General features: G+C 27.1%; 20 protein-coding genes. 1 reads left to right on the forward strand and 19 read right to left on the reverse strand.

The window, feature by feature from the left end:
* Positions 1 to 2: 2 nt before the first annotated feature.
* The 19 genes from FBE87_RS07285 to FBE87_RS07375 form a co-directional block, all read right to left on the reverse strand.
* Positions 3 to 548 (reverse strand): dTDP-4-dehydrorhamnose 3,5-epimerase family protein, encoded by a 546-nt coding sequence (locus FBE87_RS07285; RefSeq protein ID WP_002858190.1) that lies wholly within the window; start codon positions 546 to 548, stop codon positions 3 to 5.
* A complete protein-coding gene (locus FBE87_RS07290; RefSeq protein WP_002858440.1) occupies positions 548 to 2,296 on the reverse strand; it encodes a capsule biosynthesis protein CapA in 1,749 nt (582 codons plus the stop codon). The genes FBE87_RS07285 and FBE87_RS07290 overlap by 1 nt, the downstream gene beginning before the upstream one ends.
* A gap of 2 nt (positions 2,297 to 2,298) precedes the next feature.
* On the reverse strand, positions 2,299 to 5,394 hold the full coding sequence (locus FBE87_RS07295) for an HAD-IA family hydrolase (RefSeq protein WP_002852392.1): 3,096 nt from the start codon (positions 5,392 to 5,394) through the stop codon (positions 2,299 to 2,301).
* 9 nt (positions 5,395 to 5,403) lie between these two features.
* Positions 5,404 to 6,447, reverse strand: a complete 1,044-nt coding sequence (locus FBE87_RS07300) for a radical SAM protein (RefSeq protein ID WP_168977242.1) — start codon at positions 6,445 to 6,447, stop codon at positions 5,404 to 5,406.
* Positions 6,448 to 6,480: 33 nt separating this feature from the next.
* Positions 6,481 to 7,818 carry a glycosyltransferase family 2 protein gene (locus FBE87_RS07305; protein ID WP_010891935.1) on the reverse strand — a complete coding sequence of 446 codons (1,338 nt, stop codon included), beginning with the start codon at positions 7,816 to 7,818 and terminating at the stop codon, positions 6,481 to 6,483.
* 51 nt (positions 7,819 to 7,869) lie between these two features.
* Positions 7,870 to 8,505 (reverse strand): HAD-IB family hydrolase, encoded by a 636-nt coding sequence (locus FBE87_RS07310; RefSeq protein ID WP_002857947.1) that lies wholly within the window; start codon positions 8,503 to 8,505, stop codon positions 7,870 to 7,872.
* 3 nt (positions 8,506 to 8,508) lie between these two features.
* The gene (locus FBE87_RS07315) at positions 8,509 to 9,681 is read right to left on the reverse strand and encodes an L-serine phosphate decarboxylase (RefSeq protein WP_100621868.1); all 1,173 of its coding nucleotides are present in this window, start codon (positions 9,679 to 9,681) and stop codon (positions 8,509 to 8,511) included.
* A 49-nt stretch (positions 9,682 to 9,730) separates the two neighbouring features.
* Positions 9,731 to 10,834, reverse strand: a complete 1,104-nt coding sequence (locus FBE87_RS07320) for a dihydroxyacetone phosphate transaminase (protein ID WP_002858082.1) — start codon at positions 10,832 to 10,834, stop codon at positions 9,731 to 9,733.
* Entirely contained in the window at positions 10,821 to 13,151 is a 2,331-nt protein-coding gene (locus FBE87_RS07325; protein WP_010891936.1) for an ATP-grasp fold amidoligase family protein, read from the reverse strand. Before FBE87_RS07325 ends, FBE87_RS07320 begins: the two co-directional genes overlap by 14 nt.
* Before the next feature lies 1 nt (position 13,152).
* Positions 13,153 to 14,259 (reverse strand): UDP-galactopyranose mutase, encoded by a 1,107-nt coding sequence (gene glf / locus FBE87_RS07330; protein ID WP_002858210.1) that lies wholly within the window; start codon positions 14,257 to 14,259, stop codon positions 13,153 to 13,155.
* Between the two features lie 37 nt (positions 14,260 to 14,296).
* On the reverse strand, positions 14,297 to 15,520 hold the full coding sequence (locus FBE87_RS07335) for a glycosyltransferase family 2 protein (RefSeq protein WP_002858426.1): 1,224 nt from the start codon (positions 15,518 to 15,520) through the stop codon (positions 14,297 to 14,299).
* Between the two features lie 9 nt (positions 15,521 to 15,529).
* Positions 15,530 to 16,711, reverse strand: coding sequence for a UDP-glucose/GDP-mannose dehydrogenase family protein (locus FBE87_RS07340; RefSeq protein ID WP_002851145.1), 1,182 nt, complete (start codon positions 16,709 to 16,711; stop codon positions 15,530 to 15,532).
* Positions 16,708 to 18,342 carry a galactosyltransferase-related protein gene (locus FBE87_RS07345; protein ID WP_044778172.1) on the reverse strand — a complete coding sequence of 545 codons (1,635 nt, stop codon included), beginning with the start codon at positions 18,340 to 18,342 and terminating at the stop codon, positions 16,708 to 16,710. The genes FBE87_RS07340 and FBE87_RS07345 overlap by 4 nt, the downstream gene beginning before the upstream one ends.
* Positions 18,342 to 19,289: a KpsF/GutQ family sugar-phosphate isomerase gene (locus FBE87_RS07350; RefSeq protein WP_002851196.1), complete on the reverse strand. Its 948-nt coding sequence runs from the start codon at positions 19,287 to 19,289 to the stop codon at positions 18,342 to 18,344. The genes FBE87_RS07345 and FBE87_RS07350 overlap by 1 nt, the downstream gene beginning before the upstream one ends.
* Before the next feature lie 10 nt (positions 19,290 to 19,299).
* A complete protein-coding gene (locus FBE87_RS07355; RefSeq protein ID WP_168977243.1) occupies positions 19,300 to 20,958 on the reverse strand; it encodes a polysaccharide biosynthesis/export family protein in 1,659 nt (552 codons plus the stop codon).
* Between the two features lies 1 nt (position 20,959).
* A complete protein-coding gene (locus tag FBE87_RS07360; RefSeq protein ID WP_002851300.1) occupies positions 20,960 to 22,078 on the reverse strand; it encodes a capsule polysaccharide transporter in 1,119 nt (372 codons plus the stop codon).
* Positions 22,078 to 22,740, reverse strand: a complete 663-nt coding sequence (locus tag FBE87_RS07365) for an ABC transporter ATP-binding protein (protein WP_002851179.1) — start codon at positions 22,738 to 22,740, stop codon at positions 22,078 to 22,080. Before FBE87_RS07365 ends, FBE87_RS07360 begins: the two co-directional genes overlap by 1 nt.
* Complete coding sequence (kpsM, locus tag FBE87_RS07370; protein WP_002851559.1) at positions 22,737 to 23,519, reverse strand: capsule polysaccharide transporter KpsM; 783 nt, start codon at positions 23,517 to 23,519, stop codon at positions 22,737 to 22,739. Before kpsM ends, FBE87_RS07365 begins: the two co-directional genes overlap by 4 nt.
* A gap of 71 nt (positions 23,520 to 23,590) precedes the next feature.
* A complete protein-coding gene (locus FBE87_RS07375; protein WP_002851336.1) occupies positions 23,591 to 23,998 on the reverse strand; it encodes a hypothetical protein in 408 nt (135 codons plus the stop codon).
* A gap of 74 nt (positions 23,999 to 24,072) precedes the next feature.
* On the opposite strand from FBE87_RS07375, the gene ciaI reads away from it, so the two are divergent.
* Positions 24,073 to 24,636, forward strand: a complete 564-nt coding sequence (gene ciaI, locus FBE87_RS07380) for an intracellular survival protein CiaI (protein ID WP_002826203.1) — start codon at positions 24,073 to 24,075, stop codon at positions 24,634 to 24,636.
* Positions 24,637 to 24,661 lie beyond the last annotated feature (25 nt).

Consider the following 24,661-nt stretch of genomic DNA (forward strand, 5'->3'; position numbering starts at 1 on the left):
ATTTATCCTTTATTTTTAGTTGCAAGAATATCGCGATCGGAAAGAATAGGCGTATTTGTTGGCCAATCTATACCAATTCTTTCATCATTCCATGCATAAGTAAATTGATCAGGTGCATCCATATATTCCCCCTCATAAGCAAGTTTATAATAATACACTGCTTCCTTTGAACTCACATAATGAGAATTTCCCATATTTGGTGGTAATAAAATAAGTTGCTGATTTTTATAACTTATAATAAATTTCTCCCATTTTAAATAAGTTGGGGAATCTTTTCTGCAATCAACCACAACTTGATGCACTTCTCCATAGACACAAGTTACAAGTTTGTAAGTTTTCACATCTCCGTGTATTCCACGTAAAACATTAAAATGGGAATTTATAAATTTGTCATGCTTAAATTTAATTCCATCTGGAACCAACTTGCTTAAATATTCATCTGTAAAAGCTGTCCAAATTTCACCTCTTAAATCTCTAAATTTATTAGGAGTTATAATATACACTCCTTTTAAAATTTTTGATTCTTGTATATCAAATTCTATTGCCATTATTTTCCTTTTTTAAATTCTTTTTTTAATTTTTTAACCTCAAACCACAACATAATATATCCTCCTTTATGCCAATTTTTATGAGCTTTGATTATAATCTGTCCTAATTTATAAACAAAACCCTCTTTTTCTTTTAAAGCCGACTCATAATCAGAATAATATTCTAAACTAATAGATTTTTTATCCATTTTATTTTGGCTTTCTTTATGCATATCTCTTATGTAAGACAAAACATATGGCATCCTTATATATCCCCATAAAGATTTAGAATTTTTAATAGCAGCAACGCCAAGTTTATAAGCTAAATGATTACGAATCTTTTTTACAGCACCTATTTCTTGATCGCTTTTAGGAAGATCTTTAAAAATAAACATTTTAAATTGATCAAATATTATAGGATGAAAATTAGGATAATAAGTATTGACCCTAGATTCTGGAATATTAAATTCAGAAAAAATCCTACATGCAACATAGAAAATATTACTATACTGATCAAAATCTTTAAAATAATAATTCATATAAATATCGTAAGGAAAAGTTGGATTTTGGCCATATCCTAGCAATAAGTCGAAAAACTTTTTTTTATTTTTACAAATTACTTGCTCCAACCTATCATCTGCTTCTTTAAATTTTTCATTTTGCAACAACAAATTAATATAAAACACTTCAGAATTTAAGCTACCAGAATCATACCTTAAAGATTTACTTAAATATCTTAATTTTATATCAAAATTTAAATTCAATTGTTCCGAAAGTAAAAAAAGGAAAAAATAATTGCACGATCGATACAAGTCATCAATATTTTCAATATCAATATATTTTAAAATAATCTCATATTGTTCAATGAGCGACAAATGATCAAATATATTGATAAAAATTTTATTTTCTATCCAACTAGCACATCTTGAAAATCCTGTTGTCCCAGAACCAAATATATACTCAGATTTAGACATTAAAACCAATTCAAAAAGTAATCTATCATATCCATTATCTAATTGTTCGAAAGCTATGATATCATCTATTGAAAAAATATTTTCTTGAGCTTGTTTATTGAAAGAACAATATTCTTTTAAATTCTGTATTAAATTAAGATCATCTCCAAAAAAAATAACACGATGTCCTTTTTTTATTTCTTTTAGAGCAATCTCTAAAGCAAATGGGTATGGAAAGATTTTATATCTACAATGATATAGTATATTTCTATAAAATTCATCATGAATAACCTCACCTGTTCTAATATGTATAGCAACAAACTTTCCAATGTCTAAAAATTTACTATGAGCTTTTTCAAAAATTTTTTTAACATGAGATGAAAAATCTATTTGTTTCCAACATGAAACCAACTCTGTTCTATATTCGCCCTCGTCAACATCTGTAAAATATTCACTAAGATCACCTTGAGTTGAATACCACCCCCATTCTTTTTCGTAAGGTTTTTTCAAAATATTTTTAATGCTTTGTCTATACAAACTCCACAATACTGGTGTTTCATAAGCGAATTCTATATCTTGTCTATAATAACTTTTAATAAAATCTTGATCAAACAAATACTCTCTAGTTGGCAAATTTGCCCAAGGAATCAATACTTTACCATCTAATAAATTTTGAATATTATTAATATCTCTCCATACAAAACCGAATTTAAAACCAAATTTTTTAGATATATAAAGAGCATTTAATAATGCTCTCATTCTCTCTCCAAATCCATCATCCCTTCCTGCAATTATGAGAGGTTTTGAATTATCCATTATTATCCTTTCTTAAATTTCTTTCTATATAGCTGTGCAATCTTATAAGGTAAAATCACTATAGCTAAAACATTCCATTTTCTAGATGTTTTTAAAATAAGCTCTCCAAGCTGATAGGAAAAAAAATTTCTAACCATAATTGCCTCATTGTAATCTTTATAAAAACTCAAATCTATGTTTATTTTTTTTTCAGTTAAATAAATTTTTTTTTGCTCATGATGAGAAAAAATTAAAATAGGAATTAAAACTATCAGCTTTATCCATTTTAAAGGATTTTTAATATTTAAAAGTATAACTTTACCCAATTTATAAGAAAGATGAGATTTTATAATATCTACAGCACCAATAAGGCCAAAATAACAATCATTATCCATATTATATTTAACTCTAATATCTTTACAACTTCTTAAAACAGACCAGTTAAAAAAAGAATTTTTTTGATCTAATGTTATTTTGTTGTTTAACCTAGGAGCGAAAATACCCACTCTATCTTTTACTCCATTAAGAATAAATGGAACATTTCCCATAATTTCGATAAATTTTTTATCTATATAATTATTGCTTAAATAATTCAGATATAAAATAGTTACATTCATATTGTCAAAGATTTTTTCATAATTATCAGTTTTTACTATATACTCCATAAAAAGCATTACCCCATCGATATATTCATCATATCTAAACTTTTGCAAAGCCTCCCCTTCTAAAAAATCAAAAACAGGAATCACTCTACCATCTTTTTTATCATATCCTAAAACCTGACCTTGTAACGAACGAACAAATAATTCTATACCATAAGTATAATTTTCATTTAAAGGGAGCATAAATAAAGATTGAGTTTTAGTTTTATTTAATTTACTACGATATAAATATAAACTGCCAAAAAACATATTTTTAAATTGTTGATTACTTTCAATTCTTTTTACAATATAATCCAAAGTTTCACCCGTGCCACAGCACTCAACAAAAGCAAAAATTTCTTGTTTATCAATTTCTTGATCCAAATACTCATCAATTAGCTGTATTTTTAACTTATCTTTATTTCTAAAAGGCTCTCTCCAAGACTCTCGAGAACCATACAAGTATTTTGTTTTAATATTAATTTTTTTTGCTTGAATTAACATATCGGTCATTTTTTGCAATACATAACCATCTCTTGCTATAAAATATAAACATCTAATAGAGTTTTTTAAAGCAATATTTAAAATCCACTGAACATAAGGTAATAGCATAGGGGCACCAAATGAAACTCCTATCTCTTGCAAGTTAGTCAAGGTATTCTCAAGTCTTATCTTTTTAGATATTCCAATTATTTTTTGCAAATCCATATCTAATGAATTACGGTTTAATGCAAATTCTTCATATGGAAGCAACTGATTAATATAAAAATTTGTAGAAATTTCCAAATTTGAGGGCTTAAGATAATCCCCCACCCAATTATCGCCGCAATGAATCCATTTTTTTGGATCAACTTTTTCTAAATTTAATATAGCCTTAAACAAATTCCCGCTATTTTTTTTTAATCTAAACTCTGATGACATATATATTGGAATATTATTAAAAATAGGGGAAAATTTATTTAAAAAGGTTCTAATAATAGAAGAACTAAAATACATATCAGAAATTAAAACAACTCTCTTTTCATTTTTAATAAGCTCTTCAACCAATTCTATATTTTTTTTAATTGGATATAATGTCTCTTTTTCAGTATTAATTTCGAGTTTCATTAACTCCTCTTTTTGTTGAAAACTTAAAGAAAAATTCTGCTGTAATAAATTATAAATTTCATCAAAATTGGTATCTTCATATTTATTTTTACACACATTTCGATAATAATACTGCTCAACCTCCACTCTTATTCTATCAAAATTTTTAACTAAATTTAAAGGAAAATCCATATTTCTCATTTTTTGTTTCATTATTAAAAATACAGCACTAGGTTTAGCTATATTTCTAGAAATTAAAGTGTCAAAAATATCAAAAGAAAAAAGTACATAATTTTCTTGATTAATACGATATAAATATTGATTTTTACAAATTTCATCTCGAACCATTTTTAAAATATTTTTTTCATAAATTTCATAAGTGGATGTTTGAAGATAATTATTCCTAGAATTTGCACCCATTGCATCTAACTTATTTTTATTTTTATACGCTTGTATAAAAGCATTTTTTAAAGAATCTACGCTACCGGTTTTAACCAACCATCCACTATTTTCATCTAAAATATATTTAGCTCCAATATTTTCAGTTAATATCAATGGTTTAGACATCATCGCACCTTCCAATGCAACCAAAGAGCACGATTCATCTCTAGATGGTACAACCATAACATTGCATTGGAAAATCAAAGAGTGTATTTTTTTTCTATCTCTTAATTCCCCGTGATAAAAAATGTTTGGAAATTTTTTGGCTAATGATAAAATCTTGGGGAAAAAATCTTTAGCTCCCTCCCAAAATCTTCCAGCAAAATGAAGCTCACATTGATCCCTTATATCTACTGGAAGATCAATGAAAGCTTGTAACAACACATCATAACCTTTTCTTTTTTCAATAGTCCCTAAAGCTAAAAATTTTAATTTATCTGACTTTATCTGTTTTAAAAAATCGTCATGCTTTTCATAAAAAACATCATCTACATAATTATGTAAAACCTCTACATTTTTATTATAATTATGAATTATAAAATCCTTTGCATACTCACTAACCACATAAAGTTTTTTAGCTTTTTCTAAAGCCAACTTCCTTTCTGGCTTCCAAAAAAAATCAGGAAGATTTTCAGCCTCTCTAATATACCAAACAACAGGAGTTAAATTTTGGATCAACTCAACACATTTATATACTACTATAGTATTTGCTATGACCAATGAATATTTTGAAATTCTTTCATGCACCCATTTAGAATCAATATCATCTTCTGAAATAACTTCAACATATACGCCTAATTTATCAAACTCACTAATATAAGGTCCTTCATTATAGGTCCAAATATCTACAGCATATTTATTATTCAATAATACTTCACATATTCTTTTAAAACTATTTAAAGCTCCTGTATATTCTAGTTCTGGAGTAATAAGAAGAATTTTTTTTATCATAATACACTTTCAAATTAAATATTCATGTTTTGTTTTATTGCTAGAACGCCATTTTCCAATTTCTGCCCATTGTGATACCTTGCAATATCTACAAAAAGGAATAGGCTTAGAAAGAAAAAATAAAATTTCTTGATAATCCTTGGCTTTATAAATATCAATAAAGTCAAATTCGCAAACTTCAAAATGATTTCCATACTTTTTATTAAAATGCTGTACATGTGCAGGAAAGGTACAAGTAAATAGCTTTCCATCTTTAAACTGAACACAGTGATTTGCCATACTATAATTTGTAAAACTATGGTAATTATCACAATTTCCAGAAGGATCTAGAGAAAATTTCCAAGAAGTTTTTTCCAACTCTCCATTGTTAAAAAATATCAAGGGGATATCATATTGATCACACTTATCTTTAATCAAATCCCAATTAATTTTTATAGGATACTTTGTTGGACGAATTTGCATTTTATTCCTTTGGCATGAATTCCAAAAATCCTCATTTTGCTTATCAAGTAAAATACCATTAGTTACCAACCAAATGGCACTTTTTGGAAAAAAATATCTTGTAATGTCAAAAAACTGTATACAATTGGGATTTAAAAGAGGTTCGCCACCCATCAATCTAAAAGTTCCGACAATACCTTTAGATATTTCTGAAAGTCTTTGCATATCTTTTTTAAAAATTTCTATATCTGGAAATTCTTTTTCAGCTATTTGTGAAAAATGATTACAACCAAAACAATTTAAATTACATGATTCGGCTAAATGAATTTCAACAATCTCTAAAAAAGCTTGAGGTGTAATTTTTCTTAAATGAAAATCTAATACTTTATAGTGCTCTTTTTTTAATTGCGATAATTCTATCTTTGTATTATTAAGATCTATCTTTGTATTATTAAGATCTATCTTTGTATTATTAAGATCTATCTTTGTATTATTAAGATCTATCTTTGTATTATTAAGATCTATCTTTGTATTATTAAGATCTATCTTAATTTTTTCATGTTGCTTGAAATTTTTTATGATAGACAAAAACCATTTTTTAAATCGCTGCATTAAAACATCCTTTAAAACAAACTGCCAAAAATATTATATCATCTTATTCTTATATTCCTTATATCTTTTTTTTAACATAAATGGCAAAATAAAAATCTTCCCTTTATACCATCCCTTAAAAGAAAGCAAAATCAATTTTCCAAATTTATAAGATAAATGCTCTTTTATAACTAATGCTTCATGATAATCCAAATAACACTCTAATGGAAGAAGCTTCAAATCTGGTCTAAATTGTACAATAGACCTATAAACTTTATGCTCAAAATTATGCTCAAGGCAAATTTTGAGCATAAGAAAAGGTAATTTAATAATTTTATTAAATGACTTTGCCTCAACAACAACTTTACCCAATCTATATACCAGCTGGTTTTGCAAACGAGCTCTAGCTCCTCTAGAAAAATAATAATATATTACAGGATTTTCAATTATTTTATTAATTCTTTGCATATTTATATTTCCGAATAAATTCTCATCAAGCTCTTTATCTTTTAAAATCTTGCGAAAATCTTGCGAAAATCTTTTTAAAAAATCCAACTTATATCTTTCATCGATTCTTTCTAAAGTAAACATATAATTTCCAAAACGATGCAAAGCACATATTGGAGCAAGTGTTTTTTCAAGATCAGGATGTTTTTTTAAAAAATCTCGAATAAAATCATATTCTTCACATGCACAATATACTTTTTCTTTGCTTTTTACGGATGAATTAGGATTATCTCTTCTAAGCATATAAAATGCTTCATTAATAAAATAAATACTTTTAGCAAGAGCAAAAATTTGAAACCATAAACCATTGTCTTGATAGGAAGCTCCTGGAGTTTCGTTTAACTTAATTTGATTTGTTCTTAATAAATCCAATCGGTAAATACCGATTGGATTTATTCCATCCGAACCTAAAAATATTCTTATATCTTTATTCCAATTTACTTTATAATTATAAATATCTTCACAAGAATTTCTCAAAACATTAACATATTCAGTTTTACCATATGCAAATATATAAAAATCCCCTTTAACAACTTCACAATCATTCTTTTTAGCAATTTCATAAAGTCTTTCATACATATTTGTTTTAATATAATCATCACTTTCAACTATACCAAGATATTCTCCCTTTGCCTCTTTTATACCAAGATTCATTTGATAACCATAACTTTTCTTATCTGATATTATTACCCTAAGCCTCTTATCTTTTTTTTCATAGTTTTTTAAAACTTCTAAAGTTCCATCAGTTGAATTTGCATCAATACAAAGTATCTCAATATCTTTTAAAGTTTGATTTAATATACTATCAATACATTCTCTTATATATGATATAGAATTTAATGAAGGTACAACAATAGAAACTTTTGGAGTATTATAATTCATCATTTCATCCTTGCTTATTTTTTAACTCATTTTTACAAAATAATACTTTATAATTTAATACTTCAACAAAATATTAAAACCTAAAATTCTAGCCCATTGTAAATCTTTACCACATTCAATAACATTTGGATTTCCAACTAATGATAATAAAGGTATATCGCTTACACAATCACTATACGCATAAGAATTTTTTAAATCAAATTGTTTTAAGTTAAATTTTTGAGCTAATTTGTAAAGTTTTCTTTCTTGCATGGTATGAATTCCATCTATATTTCCAGTTAATTTATTCTTATAAATTTCAAGATCTACGGCCACAATATTCTCAATATTATAAATTCTAGCAAATTCTTTAATATAAATCGTAAGACCACCTGATACTATAACGATTGTGTGGCCTTCATCTTGATGCCAAAAAAGTCTATCCATAACATTTTGATTAAGATTTGCCATCACATCAGTATAAACAAACTCTTGAGCAATTTCTTCTGCCAAATCAACATCGAGATCAATTAACCATTCATAACGAGGATAAGGAAGGTTTTCTCTTTGAAACCTTTCTCTTCTTGCTAAATTTTTACTTTGCGTATAATTAATATTTTTAGATCCAGCTAAAGGCAAATATCTATCAAGCGTTTGAAAATTAGTTAAAGTTTCACAAAAATCAAATAAGGCCAAAATTTCCTTAGACATATTTTATTCCTTAAAAACATCACAAATTGATTTTAATACCATATCATTCTCCTCTAAAGTTCGACTTGCAATTCTAATAAATTCTCCTTCTAAACCTATCTTATCATTGCAAGTTCTCATATAAATACCATATTTAATCAGCATTTTAGCAACAAAATCTGTACTAGAACTACCATCCAAAAGCTCCACAAGAGCAAAATTAGCCATACTAGGATAAACCTTAAATTGTTTAATTCCACTTAACTTTCTAAAAAAAGTCTGAGTTTCTTGTATATATTCCCTTCTAACCTTGTCATATTCATCAAAAAAGTTTTTTCTTACATATAATCTTAAAAAATATTCACTAAGTCCCGAAGAATTCCACAAATATCCATTTTTCAATAAACCTCTTATCTTATCTTCTGACATAATTGCATAACCTATTCTAATCCCTGCTACGCCAAAATCTTTAGACATACTTTTGATAATAATAGTATTATGAAATTCTTTAAAAAGATACTCAATATTAATCCCATTATAATCCTTATTTTCATAAGCAAAATGAATAAAGGACTCATCAATAATAATATTTTTAACATATTTCAATTCACTTAAAATGTATCTTAATTTCTCATAGTTAATATATCCTCCATCCGGATTATTAGGATTTATTAAAACTACACTATCTGGATTTTCATTTTTAACAAAGTTAAGATAGTGTTCTATATTCAAGTTATAATTATCTTCTTTAGAAAGTTGATAATAAACAACACTTGTTTCAGACTTAGCAAATTCATAATAAGATGAAAAAGTAGGAATATTAACAATGATCTTTTTACCTACAAAATTATGCATTACAGCTTGAATAATCTCTATAGCACCATTTCCAATAAAAACATTTTTAGGATCAATTCCTATAAAATCTGCAACAGTTTTGGCAATTATACTATTTTGAGAAGGATAAAATTCCAAAACTGACCTTAGTTTTTGACCATCTATTAACTCCTCTTTTAAATATCTTAAAAAAAGAGCTGTCGCATAGGGATTAGATAAAAAACAAGAATCAATTTTTATATTTAATTCCGGTATTTGCTCAGCCATGGTAAAAATACTCGGACTATGACTACCAGAAGCATTTTTCAAATCTTTTATCTTTTGCGTAATATTTTTTTCATAATCATTAAGTTTTATCAACATCAAATCCTTGAAGAATACAAAAGTAAAAATAATTCTTACTATAATTGCATCAAACAAGGTGAAAACCTCCTTGTTTTTTAGCAAATTCTTGTATTTTTTCAGCAACATAACTCATTTGATTTCTTGTACCTATACTAATACGACAATTTTTAGAAATAAGATGAGAATAGTTGCGAATAAAAATACCCTCTTTTTCCAAAAACCCTACAAAAAGAGATATATTCTCATTTTGAATCAAAACGAAATTTGCTACAGAATCATTGAATATCCCCCCCCCGCCAGTAGTTAAGGTATTCAAAAATTTCACAAATTCCATCCTAGCACAACTCACTTCATCTACATAATCTCTCATATATTGTAAATCCTCCAATGCTGCATTAGCTGCAATTTGAGATAGCATAGGAACACTTTTTGGATTTCTTAATTTATTTATTGATTCTATATTTTCTGGATGTGAAATTATATATCCTATCCTAAAACTCGCCAATGCAAAAGCCTTAGAAAATGTTCGAGTTATAATTAAATTATTACATTGTTCAACCAAATCACATACACTCTGGCTAGTAAATTCATAATAGGCTTCATCAATAATAAACATTACATTAGGATTATTAATAATTAGAGACTTAATTTTTTGAATATTATAAGATTTCCCGGTTGGATTATTCGGATTACATAAATATAAAAGTTTTATTCTCTTTTCATGTATAAAATATTCTAAACTATCAAAATCTAAATTAAAATTATCATCAAGTGTAAATGAAATAGTTTCAATACCTACCCCATTAGCTCTAGATCTAAAATTATCATAAGTAGGGGAAACAATTCCGATTTTATCACATTTATCTAAAAACACATCGATGATGCATTCATGAGCAGAATCGGATCCTTCAAACAACTCAACAAAAGAACTATTTATCTGTTTGGTATATTCTGCTATTTTATCCAATAAATATAAATTTTTTGTATTCGGATACCAGTTTAAATTTCCATTAACTAAAAATTTTTTAATGCTTTCTATAACATAAGGAGATGGCGGAATCGTAGCCTCATTCCAATCAAGTTTCAAAATATTTGATTGACTCGAATTCCATATTTTGTGTGGAATAGATAAATAAGGAGTAAGTTTTTGAATATTTTTATTTGCTTGCATTATCCAACCTTTTCAAACGCCACAAATCCCCCAATTTCTTATCCCACTCTTTAGGAATAACTTTTTCACCAGCTGCACCATGAGTAAAAGTTAATTCCCCAATATAAATTTTCTTATCAAACTGATATAAATCGACTCTAACATAATCAAAAGGTTTTGCAAGAATCAAAGAAATATTTATCATAGAATCCAAAAGATTAGGTTTTTTAGGAATCATTGTAACATTTTTATTATCATACATAAAATTAAAAGGTGCTAAATTCCATGATAAATCAAACATAGCCCTTTGATAATTATCAAATCTGTCTGTTGTAACTTGTATAAAATTGTTAGATAAATTTTCTTTGTCAAAAATATGAAATTTATATGTATCTGCTGGTTTCTTATTTTCTCCCAACAATAATTCTTCTGCAAAGACTCTAGGCTCTATATCCTTATAATGCCATTCTCTAAATACACTATAATAATTCCATTCCAAATGTTTTTTTAATTTTTTCATAGCATTTGAAAAAACAACAGTATCTCGTAAAAATTCTTGTTTATTTTCAACTATAACATAACCTCCACAATCATGATTAGTTTTTAAAACAAAAGAATTAGGTAATTCGTTGAAATTAATATCATATATATTTTTATATATCCCATATATTTTTGGAAGATATTTGCATTTATTGGTTTCAAAAATTTTATCTTGTAAATCGTCTATATTATTAAATAAAATAGATTTTTCATTTAATATATCGATTTTATCCCAACTATATTCATGATTATCAGACAAAGCGCTAGCTACATAAAATCTCATCTTAATTTTATCTGCAAGAAAAGAATATATACAACTTCTATCATATAAAATTCTATATATTAATTTTTCATTAAATGTAACAGGACATTTAAAGTCTGGAGTATAATCAAAAATTTGTTTATGTCTATTTAATAAAAAGTCATAATCACTTAATTCCTTAATATTTTTTTTTGAGCTACTTATATCTTTTTTATATTGCTTATATATTTTTTTAATTTTAAAAATAAATAAAATAGGATTATTGATAAAAGATTTTCCTAAAATATAACTTAAATGTTTTTTAGTTTTCAATGCCTGTTCATAATCAGAATATTCCTCTAGAGGGGGAAGCTGTAAATTTGGATAAAATTTAATTGTAGTTTTATAAATTTTTTGTTCAAATTTAAATTGTTTAATCTCCAAAAACAATTTAAATGGAAATTTCAAGATTTGTACTGGATTTTTAAGATCAATCAAAAGTTTACCTATTCTATAAGATAATTGCCATTTAATCCTTTCAGAGGCACCAAAATATAACTTACCAAACATATCATTACAATACCCCATATAGAGAAAATAATAATTTTCTGGGTTTTCAACTATAGAATAAATTATTTTCATATCACCATCCCCGAATAAATTCTCATCAAGCTCTTTATCTTTTAAAATCTTGCGAAAATCTTGCGAAAATCTTTTTAAAAAATCCAACTTATATCTTTCATCGATTCTTTCTAAAGTAAACATATAATTTCCAAAACGATGCAAAGCACATATTGGAGCAAGTGTTTTTTCAAGATCAGGATGTTTTTTTAAAAAATCTCGAATAAAATCATATTCTTCACATGCACAATATACTTTTTCTTTGCTTTTTACGGATGAATTAGGATTATCTCTTCTAAGCATATAAAATGCTTCATTAATAAAATAAATACTTTTAGCAAGAGCAAAAATTTGAAACCATAAACCATTGTCTTGATAGGAAGCTCCTGGAGTTTCGTTTAACTTAATTTGATTTGTTCTTAATAAATCCAATCGGTAAATACCGATTGGATTTATGCTTTGAAAATTAAATATATTAGGGTGGGTTTTAAAAGAAATAATTTGATTATATAAAAAATCAATAGGAGTAATTTTCGAATATTTTCCTTTATTTGATTCTAATATATAAAAATCCCCTTTAACAACTTCACAATCATTCTTTTTAGCAATTTCATAAAGTCTTTCATACATATTTGTTTTAATATAATCATCACTTTCAACTATACCAAGATATTCTCCCTTTGCCTCTTTTATACCAAGATTCATTTGATAACCATAACTTTTCTTATCTGATATTATTACCCTAAGCCTCTTATCTTTTTTTTCATAGTTTTTTAAAACTTCTAAAGTTCCATCAGTTGAATTTGCATCAATACAAAGTATCTCAATATCTTTTAAAGTTTGATTTAATATACTATCAATACATTCTCTTATATATGATATAGAATTTAATGAAGGTACAACAATAGAAACTTTTGGAGTATTATAATTCATCATTTCATCCTTGCTTATTTTTTAACTCATTTTTACAAAATAATAATGCCGATCTTACAACATCTTGCATATCATAATATCTATATTCTCCCAATCTTCCCCCAAAATATACATTACTCTCGTGTTTTGCTAATTGCTTATACTTTTCATACAAAGCTTGATTTTTTTCATCATTTATTGGATAATAAGGCTCAATACCCTTAATCCATTCTAAAGGATATTCTTCGCTTATAACTGTTGTATCTGTATTTCCAAATTCAAAATGCTTATGCTCTATAATTCTAGTATAAGGTATTTCCTTGTCAGTATAATTGACAACTGCCACTCCTTGAAAATTGTCTAAATTTAATATTTTATGCTCAAATTTTAAACTTCTATATTCCAAAGCTCCATATCGATAATCATAATAAGCATCAATACAACCAGTAAAAACTATTTTTTTAGCTTTATTTTTAAATTTATCTTTATATTTTAAAAAATCAGTATTTAAAATAACTTTACTTTTTTTTAGCATTTTATCAAAAATTGCCGTATAGCCGCCTTTAGGGATACCTTGATAGGGATCATTAAAATAATTATTGTCATAAATATATCGAACAGGCAATCTTCTTATAATAGAAGCAGGCAAATCCTTACAAGATCTACCCCACTGTTTTTCTGTATAACCCTTAATAAGTTTTTCATATACATCTGTACCAACTAAAGATATAGCTTGTTCTTCCAAATTTTTTGGAGGATGTTGAATTATTTGTTTTTGCATTTCAATTATTTTTCTAGCTTCATTTGGAGTTTTAATTCCCCATAATTTACTAAAAGTATTCATATTAAAAGGCAAATTATAAATTTCATCTTTATAGATTGCAATAGGAGAATTGATAAAATGATTAAATTCACAAAATTGATTCATATAATCCCATATATTCTGATCTGAAGTTCTAAAAATATGAGCACCATATTTATGCACATTGATATTTTTAATATTTTCGGTATAACAATTACCTCCAATATGTTCCCTTTGCTCCACAACTAAACAAGTATAACCTTTTTCAGTTGCTTCGTAAGCAAAAATACTACCAAACAATCCAGAACCAACAATTAAATAATCATACATGAATCACATTCCTCACAAAACCTAATTATAAAAAAAATTACCTGAAAAATAAATATCTTATATATTTTTTAATAATATTTATTTTAAAAATTTTAAAATAAATAAAAGCTCCATAAAAATTTGTTAAATGGACATAGCGATAATTTTTATACTGTTTTAATATTTTTTTTATTTGAATTTTGATACAACAAGGATCTCTTTTTAGTAAAAATATCCTTAAACATCTTTCACAAATAAATTTAAAAAATGCTTTTTCTAATAAATATGCGTTATATCTATTCTCCATTAATATTTTATCATTAAAACAATTTTTTAAAACATAAAACATACTCATTGAAGAATAATATTCTTTAGCTTCTTTAATATTTATATTAAAACTATCATAAATACTTTGCATATATCTTGGAATATGAATTTGTAGTTCACTATCACTTAAATTAATTGTACTATTAGATCTTATTCTATAAGTATGCATCGATGATGGAAAAATATAAATATATTTACATTTGGCAAATAATAACATGCCGAAGTGATGATCTTGATGAATAATATAATCAATAAATTTAAGCTTAATGTTTTTTAAATAAATAAAATCAATCATACCCGACCAAGTGAAATAAAAATTATAAATTTTCTTGTTTATACTATACTCCAACCAAACTTTAGACTTTATAACCCCCTCATGTAAATCATATAATTTTAACAAACTACTCCATTGTTTCTTAAATCCTTCTTCAAATATACTACAACTGTCAAACCAAACCACCTCAACCCCATCCATTCTAGGAACACATTCTTCTATGCAATTTAATTCCCAATAATCATCAGAATCTAAAAAGATAATATAATCAATATCAGGGGCTTTAAAATTTAAAAGCTCATCTTTGTTTTTAAAGAAATTTGAACTTTTATATATTTTATAAATATTATAAGGATTATCTTCATTGTCTAGTTTAAATTCTACTAAAGAGTTTTCTTTTAATTCTTGGGTAATGTTTTTAAAATCATATTCTTTACTAAAGAATTCTATGCCAACATTTCTTGCTGTACTTTGTCCCCCATTTTCCTTATCAAAAAGTATAAATCTTTCATCTTTTAAAGTATATTCTTTGGCTATATTAAGCGAGTTTTCATCTGTACTACCATCATTTACAAGTACAACTTGTAAATTTTTATAAGTTTGATTGACAACACTATCTAAACATTCTCTTAAATATTTTTCTACATTATAGATTGGGATAACTACACCTACAGTTTTCACAGTAATTTCCTAAATATCGGTATAAAATACATCTGCTGAAAAAACTTTATCTTTAATCTCTTTAAGCTTATCATCAAAACGATTGGCTATGATCAAATCAACTTTAGCTCCAAAAACATTAAAATCATTCTCTACTTTAATATTTAAAAATTTTTTCTCCTTAACCAAAGGTTCGTATATTATTAATTCAATATTACTATTATATTCTTGTAAATATTTTATAATATCTATAATCACAGAATTTCTAAAATTATCAGAATTTTGCTTCATAATTAATCTATAAATACCTAAAATGTTTGGTTTTTTTTCTAAAATAAGCTGGGTTATAAATTTTTTTCTTATCTCATTAGTTTCAACTATAGCTTTAATTAAACTATTAGGAATATTATAAAAATTTGCAAGCAACTGTTTTGTATCTTTAGGTAAACAATATCCACCATATCCAAAACTAGGGTTATTGTAATATTTTCCAATTCTATCATCAGCACTAATACCCTTAATTATATCCGCTGAATTTAAATTATGTTTTCTTGCATACGAATCAACTTCATTAAAAAATCCCACTCTCATTGCTAAGTAAGTATTAGAAAAAAGCTTAACGCTTTCTGCCTCATCCGAATCCATATAAAAAATATCAACATTTTTTTTCTCTATATTTTTTAAAAACAAATCTCCAATAGTTTTACCCAAAACACTTTTATCACCAATAATAATTCTACTGGGATATAGACTATCATATAAAGCACTTCCCTCCCGTAAAAATTCTGGAGAAAAAACAATATTAGACATATTAAATTTTTGTTTTATGGTTTTTGTATATCCTATAGGCACAGTGCTTTTAATAATAACATTGATCTTAGAATTTATATTTTTTATATCTTTTAAAACATTCTCTATACTTCTTGTATCAAAAAAATTAAGCTGTTCATCATAATCAGTTGGAGTAGCAATAACTGCAAAATCTGCATTAAAATAAGCCTCTTTGATATTTGAAGTAGCATGTAATTTACTTATATTTTGCACAAAGAACTTTTCAATTAATTTATCTTTAATAGGAGACTTATGATTATTAATACTTTGGATTTTATTTTCATCAATATCTAACAATACAACCTCATTTTCATTATTTTTTGAAAAGAGTATAGCATTTGCAAGCCCAACATAACCAATTCCAACAATGACTATTTTCATATTTTACCTTTCATTATTTTATAATTAAAATCCTCAAAAAATCCCTTAGGATTAAAAAACAATTTTCTTGCCAAGCGATAAAATTTAGTATGTGAAATCATAGCACCAAGATACTCTAAACCTAAAATTTTCATCAAAAATGAAAAAGGTCTTATACTCTTAAGCTCATGCAAATAAGGTTTATAAACAAAAGATCTTAAAGGATAAAAGCTTTTATCATGTTTTTGTGCCATCAGCATTTTTTCTTTATCAATGATGATTTGATAAAAAATCCCATCATGCTCAAAACTATAAAGCTCGTTAATCAAATAATAAAGCATTTTATACAAATCATACTTATCATCATTGTTTTGGCTTAAAAAATCCAAGATAACTTTTTTTTCATCCTCCTTTAAAGTTAAGAAATATTCTTTCACTTGATAAAGTTTTTGCTCGCTTAAATTTAAATCTTGTTTATAACCTAAATCTAATTTTTTTGCAAAAAACCAAGAATGAGGTAAAATTCCTTTTTGAAAATAAAAAATATCACAATAATCTATACCATTAAATTGTAGTTTTATACTTGCATCCAAAAATATTTTAGTGATTTTTTCTTGTTGTAAAAAATCCAACAAAAGTTCATATTTTAACTCTTTAGCTATAAAAAAATCACTTATATTTTTATAGATAATTTCTCCCACATAAACACTAATATCCTTAAAATCATAATTTTGATCTTTAAAAAGCATTAAAACTTTTTCACCTTTGGCTTTAAAAACTTGCAAAGGCTTTAAATCGTGTTTTTTGATGTTTTTTAAATGCTTATAAAAAAGCTGATGGTTCTTATCTTTATTTTGCATATAAGCGTTTTGATTGGGTTCTATATGATAAAAATGATATATATAAATTCCATAAAAACAAGCCTCATAACCAAGCAATGAAAACCAAGATCTAAAACCTTTAAAGTTAAAAAAATTCCAATTTCTAGCATCATAACTTAAATTAGTAGGCATTTTTTCAAAACTCACACAAGCTTTTAAAATTCTAGCAAAAAGATCAAAATCTTCATAACCATGTCCGATAAAATTTTCATCATTTCCGCCCAATCTTAAAAACTGATGTTTATTTATCACAATACTTGAAGTAGAACTTGGGGCAAAAAATTTTACCCAAGTATTTTTTGCTGTAAATAAATCCTCTTGTATCAAAATATCCCAAAATTTATCATCGTATTGCTTTAATTTTTCATTAGCTTCTTTATTAAGATACACTACGGGTAAAACTATCAAAGCATTGATATTTTGAGAAATATTTTTAATTTGAATTAGTTTTAAAATTTTTTCAAAATTATCCAAAGAAATATAACAATCCACATCCAAAAACAAAAGAACATTTGAATGCGCATAACTTGCTCCTAAATTCCTACATCTTCCTTGAGAAAAAGCTTTTTGATCCATATCTTTAAGATAAATATGATGGTTTGCTTGGATAAAATTTTTAAGCTCGTGATCTTTAGATGAATATCCTTCAACGAAAATAAATTCTATATTCTCATCGCTTTGAAAAAATTTAGCTTTTTGAAGAACTCTTTCTTCTATATAAGGACGTTCTTTACTTAATCCAAAAGGAATAATAACAGATAAAAGAGGCATTAAACATTTCCTATGGCATAAAGCTGGATAATACCTACAACTTTTTCTTCTTTTCCTACTATAATTTCTTTGATTTTATGTTTTAACATGATCCCTTCTGCTTCACTTGCCATAGCATCAGCATCGACTACTTTAGGATTTATACTCATGATTTCTTTGGCCTTAAAATCAAACCTTGGTTTATCGCTTGCTTTTAAAGCACGACGCAAATCCCCGTCAGTGATAATACCCACTAATTTTTCATTTTCAAGCACCACACAAAGTCCTAGTTTTCCACTAGTCATCACATCAACAAGATCGTTAAATTCGGTATCAGGATGCACTATAGGAAGGTTACTTGAAACCATAAGATCTTTTACCTTGGTTAAAAGCTTACGTCCCAAACTTCCCCCTGGATGAAAAAGGGCAAAATCATCAGGCTTGAAATTTCTTACCTTCATCAAAGCAGCCGCTAAAGCATCCCCCATAACTAAAGTTGCTGTTGTCGAAGACATAGGAGCAAGCTGCAAAGGACAAGCTTCCTTTTCCACGGCTATATTTAAAAATATATCGCCTTGCTTTACAAGGGTAGAATTTTTTTTACCACACATTACTATAAGTGGAATTTCACGCTTTTTTATAGCAGGAATGATTTTTAAAATTTCTTCAGTTTCTCCTGAATTTGAAATAGCAATTAAAACATCTTCGGAAGTTAACATTCCAAGATCTCCATGCAAAGCCTCTCCTGGATGGATAAAAAAGCTTGGTGTTCCTGTGCTTGCTAAAGTAGCTGCTATCTTAGCGCCTATATGACCTGATTTACCCATACCACTAACTATGCAACGCCCTTTGGTATTTAACATCAAATTTACAGCTTGATTAAAATTTTCATCTAAATTTGTAGCCAAATCCAAAATAGCTTGCGCTTCTTTTTCAAAAACTTCTTTGGCTATTTCAAGAGTATTCATTATTTAAACCTTAAAGATTAAGCACAACATTGGTTGCGATAGCAATTTGATAAAGAATTTGAGTCAACATTGAAAAAATTTGTAAATTCTCACTATCCACTTTTGGCAATACCAACACAGAATCGCCTCGTTTCATATCTATACCACTATGATATTTTTCAGCTTTTCCATTGCTTCGTATCACCAAAACTTTTGAAGTATCCGCTCTTTCTCCATAACCTCCTGCAAGATTGATATAATATCTTAAATCTTTGCCCTTATCATACACAAAAGCTCCAGGTAAAGAAACCTCACCTTGAACTATGATGAGATTATTCTTACTTGGTACATTAATAGTATCACCATCTTCTAAAATAACCGAATTATAAGACTTTGGATTATCAATGACAATTTGACCCTTAGGCTCTACTTGCTTAGCTCTTTGGATAAATTCTAAAATCGTTTTTGCTTGTTGAGCTCTTATAGCTGCACCTTGAGCTGTAACAGAACCACTAGTTAAAGCTAGAGTTTCAAGCTCTTTAAGCTGAGCATTGATAAGTTCTTTTTGAGTTCTAGCTACACTTTTTCTAAACACTTGTAAAGCTTGCATGTTTGATTGTGGATTAGCTTTAATTAATTTAGAAATATCTTCTAAAGTCGTTCCTTTACCCACAACTAAAGTTTTTAAACCATTATGCTCGCCATTTACACTTATAGTCATATTTTCAGAAACATACTCAGGGTGAAATTCTACCTCATCTCCCGTTCTAAGTAAAACTTTTGAAAATTGCATTTTATTATAAGCACTGACATCAAGTTTATGATCTTCACCATAACTTTTTACGATAGCATTAGTTACGATAGGTTTAGCACCTGATACTCTAGCTAAGTCAGCTAAAGTTTTAATATCATTTGAAAGTTCAAAACGAAAAGGTCTTTGCACATCACCGTTAACAAAAGCGTAATTTTGAACATTTCCTACTAAAATAACATCTCCACTTCTAAAAGGAAAAAGATCCATTTGCCCCTTTAGTAAAAAATCATATAAATCAATATTTTTTATCACGCTGTTATTACGCAAAATTTGAATATCTCTAAAACTTCCATATTCTAAATTTATACCCCCTGCTTTATCAAGATACTGGATCACTGAATCCGAACTAAGTCCTTGATAAAGTCCTGGAGCATTAACGTTTCCTGTTACAAAAACACTGACATTTTGATAAGCATTCATATCTGCATAAACAAAAACATTGCTTTTATAGATTTTATTAACACGTGCTTTTATAACACTTACAAGGGCGCTATTTTTCACACCTAGTAAATTTACAGCTCCTACTTTAGGGATAAAAATATTTCCTTGAGAATCCACCACTAAAACTTGCGAAAACTCAACAGCTCCCCAAATTTTAAGACTGATTTGATCACCAACTGCAATCTTATAATCTGGGTTATAAACTCTTTGATTGTAATTTTTAAAATTTCCATTAAAAAGATGAGCGCCAAATACTAAAATTTGATGAATTTTTGTAAGATTATTTTCTTTATTTGCTATATCATAATTTGAGCTTAAATTTTGATCTATGCTAGTTGTAGCAGAACCTTGATCCTCTGCTGAAATGATTTGTGAAACATCCACAGCTCCAAAACATAAAATACAACTAAAAAGTAAAATTAATATTTTTTTCATTTTAATACTTATGCTCCTCTATTATCATTTTAATAAATTTAACAATCCCAAAAATCAAAGATAATACAATAAATGCTGTTAAAATATCATAAATTCTTTCAGGATATTTTGCGCTTTCTGGAATATCTGGACTTTGGATGATGACAAGTTGTTTTATTTTTCTTAATGCTTCTATTCTAGCACTTTCATAAGCTTTTAAAGCTGCTTCATAAGCTTTTTGCGCAAAAGTAGCTTCTATAGTTAAATCCTGAAATTTAGCAGCCAAATCGTTAAGCTTTTGAGAAGAATTGTTAGCTGAAATTTTAGATTTTTCCCTTAAAAGCTGTTTTTTAATCGCTTCAATTTCTGCTTTAAGTGCTACTACTTCAGGTGCTGCATCATTCATATAGCTTTGTAAAGTTAAAAGTTTAGCTTCTTTTTGAGCTAAATTAGCCTCAATTTGCGCAACTAAACTTGCTTTAGTTTCAGCTTGTTTTAAAGGATCAAAAACTCCATATTTATTTTGAAAAGCAATCAAATCATTTTGTGCTTTTTGATAACGTTCTTTGTATTTTTGCACTTCATTTTCAGCAAAAGCCATTTGCTCTCTAGCTGCTTTATGAGAGATTTCGTTGATAAATTTTTCGCTTTCTTGCATAATAGCTTGAGCAATCAAATGAGCTGATTTAGGTGTAAAACCCTCTACTTCAACTTTTAAAAGTTTAGTGGTTTCATCCGTATGAACCTTAACTCTTGCTTGGTAGTATTTAAGATAAGATTCTATCGAGCTTGAATCCCAAATTTTAAAAGGTAAATCTATATGTTGCTCTTGATAAAGATTTTTAAGTTTGATTTTTTCATCCAAAATCTTTAACATATCACTTGATTCTATATAACCTTTTAGATAATTTAAATCTTCGCTTGCTGTAGAAGTACTACTAAGCAAAGACAAGATTCCACTTGTTTGAGCACTTTCTCCACTTGTTGATCTAACATCTAAAATCATCGTGCTTACATATCTTGGTGCTGCAATCAATGTATAATAAATCACAACAAAAATCATTATAAACCAAACAATTTTAAAAGAATCAAATATACTTAAATCTTTGATTTTTTCTAATAAAGTTTTATTTTCTTCCATTAAACTTTTCCTTGATATACAGCTATTCCTTCATCTACATCATCATAAACCGTAATTTGTCCATTTTTCATATAAATTATTTTATCACACCATTCTTTAATTTCAGCTACATTATGAGATACCATAATCACTTTTGATTTGCTTAATCTTTCTCTATATAATTTCACACTTTTTTCCCTAAAAGCAGGATCTCCAACAGCTCCTGCTTCATCAATCAAATAATAATCAAAATCAAAGGCCATACTAAGTCCAAAAGCTATCCTAGCACTCATTCCCGAAGAATAAGTCTTCATAGGCTCATCAAAAAATTTCCCAAGTTCTGCAAAATCTTCCACAAATTTTACTTTTTCTTGGAGTTCTTTTCCTTTATAACCATATACTCTAGCTACAAATTTAGCATTATCTCTAGCTGTTAAAGAACCTTGAAAAGCCCCATTTAAACCCAATGGCCAAGATAATTTTTTATTAGTAATTATCTTACCACTATCAGGAAGTTCTGCCCCGCTTAAAAGACGCATAAGAGTAGATTTACCCGCTCCATTATACCCCATCAAACCTATGCTACAATTTTCAGGAAACTCAAAAGTAAAATTCTTAAAAACATAATGTCTTCCACCACTAAATAAAGGATAAGATTTTGTTAGATTAATTAACTTTATCATTCTTTTTTTACCGCCGTTAAAGCTTGTCTATTATAGTAATAGATAAAAAGCCCTATAAATAAAACAAGTAAAATCCAAAATATAGCATAAAAATAACTATATTCATCTTGCAAAGGATAATTTTCAAAAAAATTAAATCTTAAAAGTTCAAAAATATGAAGCAAAGGATTATAATAAAATATATCAAGCAAAGGACGAGGAGTTAGCCAAGTAGGAAATATAATTCCCGAAGTCCAATAAAACACTATGCTAAAATAAGCTAGCAAAGTTCTTAAAGGTTCCACAAAATGCCAAATAATAGCAAAACAAATTCCCAAAGCAAAAGCTGAACATATAAGCAAAAAAATACAAAACAAAACTCCAAGCAAATGAACAGGAAATACATCAAGTCTAAAAAACCATCCCGCAAAAAAAAGTATGATAATAAAAATTACAAAATAAATACAAAACTCAAGTAAAGTTCTAGCAATAAATACATGTATAGGCTTTACAGGTTTATAGGCAAAAAGAGCTAAATTTGCCTGAGTTCCATTCATAAGCTGGGTAACTATACTTCTAAACATAAAAAAAGGCATAATGCCTGAAATCAAAAACATAAAAATAGAAATTCCCTCAGGCATAACTTGATGATGATATTCTCTAACAATAGTGCCTATGATAGTTACTAAAAGTACAATACTCATAGGCTCCCCAACTACCCATATATATCCTAAATACCGATTTTTACCAAATCTAGTTTTTAACTCTCTAAAAAATAAAGCATAAATTACATTTAACATTTATTTTTATACCTAACAATTTTACATAAACTATAATCATAACTCATTTTTTTAAACAAAATCATAAAAATTTATTTTTTATAAAATTCAAGCTTTTTACTAAGTCCTAAAGCATTGTTAGTAAATTTAAGCCAAAAAAGCTCTAAAGCATAAATTTTTGCACTTTTATCAAATTTAGCAAAGGGAAACTTAGAAAAATAAATTTTCATTTGCTCCTTGCTTGCCATTTTAAACTCGGCCTTAGCTTGCACACCTTTTAAAAAAGCTATTTTACTTTCTTTGGCTATATTAAGTGCTATACTTGAATTTTCACTGGCTAATCTTATATGCTTAGTATCTTCATGCGAAGCGATAATAAAAGCTAAATTCTTCTCATCAAAAGCATAAAAAGCACTAGCTGTATAAACACCTTTTTCATCAATCATAGCCCAAGATAAAAGCTGCTCATTTTTTATAAATTCTAAAATTCTTTCATCCATATTGTAAAAATTATACTAAAATATTTTTAAAAATAACCGATTTTTAATTTAAACTATAAATATAAGGGGAAGAAATGCAAATTGATGCTAGCAAAAACCAAAGTTTTTCGATGGATTATACAACAAAAAGTGGCAAACATTTAGCCTTATCTATGTATGACAATCAAAGCGTGAGTTATGCAAATAATGAAGAAGGTAAAACTCTTAATCTTAAGCGTCAGTATGGCTTTAGCTTTACTTTTGAAGGCTCTAAGCTCACACAAAATGATCTTGATGAGATTAAAAATGCTATGAAAGAAGTTGAACCTATGATCAAAGACTTTTTAGCAAATTCTAAAGTCGGAGAGTTAAAGCCAAAAGAAATTATAGAATCAGCTATGCAAATGGCAAATGTTCTACCAACACCAAATGATGAAAACCATCAAAATGCTATTATGAATAATTTTACAAATAAACTCAGTGATTTACTAAAACAAAATCAAACAGATGATAAAGATATCAATGCTTCCATGCTTGAAGATAGCAAAAAACTTCTTGATGAAGTTTTAGAACAAATGAAAAAACAACTTGAAAAACAGCAAGAAAAAGCCAAGGAAAATCAAGATAAGACAGATGATAGTTTAAATCTTTACGCTTAAATCATATAATATTAAAAATTATCAA

Origin of the sequence: Campylobacter sp. CFSAN093246, from assembly GCF_012889415.1 — a bacterium.
In the GTDB taxonomy this organism is placed as follows: domain Bacteria; phylum Campylobacterota; class Campylobacteria; order Campylobacterales; family Campylobacteraceae; genus Campylobacter_D; species Campylobacter_D jejuni.

Bases quoted from the DNA above. Each gene is read 5' to 3' on its own strand.
- FBE87_RS07375 (WP_002851336.1), bottom strand. From the start codon at position 23,998: ATGGATGAAAGAATTTTAGAATTTATAAAAAATGAGCAGCTTTTATCT.
- FBE87_RS07350 (WP_002851196.1), bottom strand. From the start codon at position 19,289: ATGAATACTCTTGAAATAGCCAAAGAAGTTTTTGAAAAAGAAGCGCAA.
- FBE87_RS07310 (WP_002857947.1), bottom strand. From the start codon at position 8,505: ATGTCTAAGGAAATTTTGGCCTTATTTGATTTTTGTGAAACTTTAACT.
- FBE87_RS07290 (WP_002858440.1), bottom strand. From the start codon at position 2,296: ATGGATAATTCAAAACCTCTCATAATTGCAGGAAGGGATGATGGATTT.
- ciaI (WP_002826203.1), top strand. From the start codon at position 24,073: ATGCAAATTGATGCTAGCAAAAACCAAAGTTTTTCGATGGATTATACA.
- glf (WP_002858210.1), bottom strand. From the start codon at position 14,259: ATGTATGATTATTTAATTGTTGGTTCTGGATTGTTTGGTAGTATTTTT.
- FBE87_RS07325 (WP_010891936.1), bottom strand. From the start codon at position 13,151: ATGATGAATTATAATACTCCAAAAGTTTCTATTGTTGTACCTTCATTA.
- FBE87_RS07345 (WP_044778172.1), bottom strand. From the start codon at position 18,342: ATGCCTCTTTTATCTGTTATTATTCCTTTTGGATTAAGTAAAGAACGT.
- FBE87_RS07340 (WP_002851145.1), bottom strand. From the start codon at position 16,711: ATGAAAATAGTCATTGTTGGAATTGGTTATGTTGGGCTTGCAAATGCT.
- FBE87_RS07295 (WP_002852392.1), bottom strand. From the start codon at position 5,394: ATGATAAAAAAAATTCTTCTTATTACTCCAGAACTAGAATATACAGGA.
- FBE87_RS07320 (WP_002858082.1), bottom strand. From the start codon at position 10,834: ATGCAAGCAAATAAAAATATTCAAAAACTTACTCCTTATTTATCTATT.
- FBE87_RS07365 (WP_002851179.1), bottom strand. From the start codon at position 22,740: ATGATAAAGTTAATTAATCTAACAAAATCTTATCCTTTATTTAGTGGT.
- FBE87_RS07315 (WP_100621868.1), bottom strand. From the start codon at position 9,681: ATGTTGATAAAACTTAATGATTATGAAAAAAATATTACGCAAAAGATA.
- FBE87_RS07360 (WP_002851300.1), bottom strand. From the start codon at position 22,078: ATGGAAGAAAATAAAACTTTATTAGAAAAAATCAAAGATTTAAGTATA.
- FBE87_RS07355 (WP_168977243.1), bottom strand. From the start codon at position 20,958: ATGAAAAAAATATTAATTTTACTTTTTAGTTGTATTTTATGTTTTGGA.
- FBE87_RS07285 (WP_002858190.1), bottom strand. From the start codon at position 548: ATGGCAATAGAATTTGATATACAAGAATCAAAAATTTTAAAAGGAGTG.
- kpsM (WP_002851559.1), bottom strand. From the start codon at position 23,519: ATGTTAAATGTAATTTATGCTTTATTTTTTAGAGAGTTAAAAACTAGA.
- FBE87_RS07305 (WP_010891935.1), bottom strand. From the start codon at position 7,818: ATGATGAATTATAATACTCCAAAAGTTTCTATTGTTGTACCTTCATTA.
- FBE87_RS07300 (WP_168977242.1), bottom strand. From the start codon at position 6,447: ATGCAGCGATTTAAAAAATGGTTTTTGTCTATCATAAAAAATTTCAAG.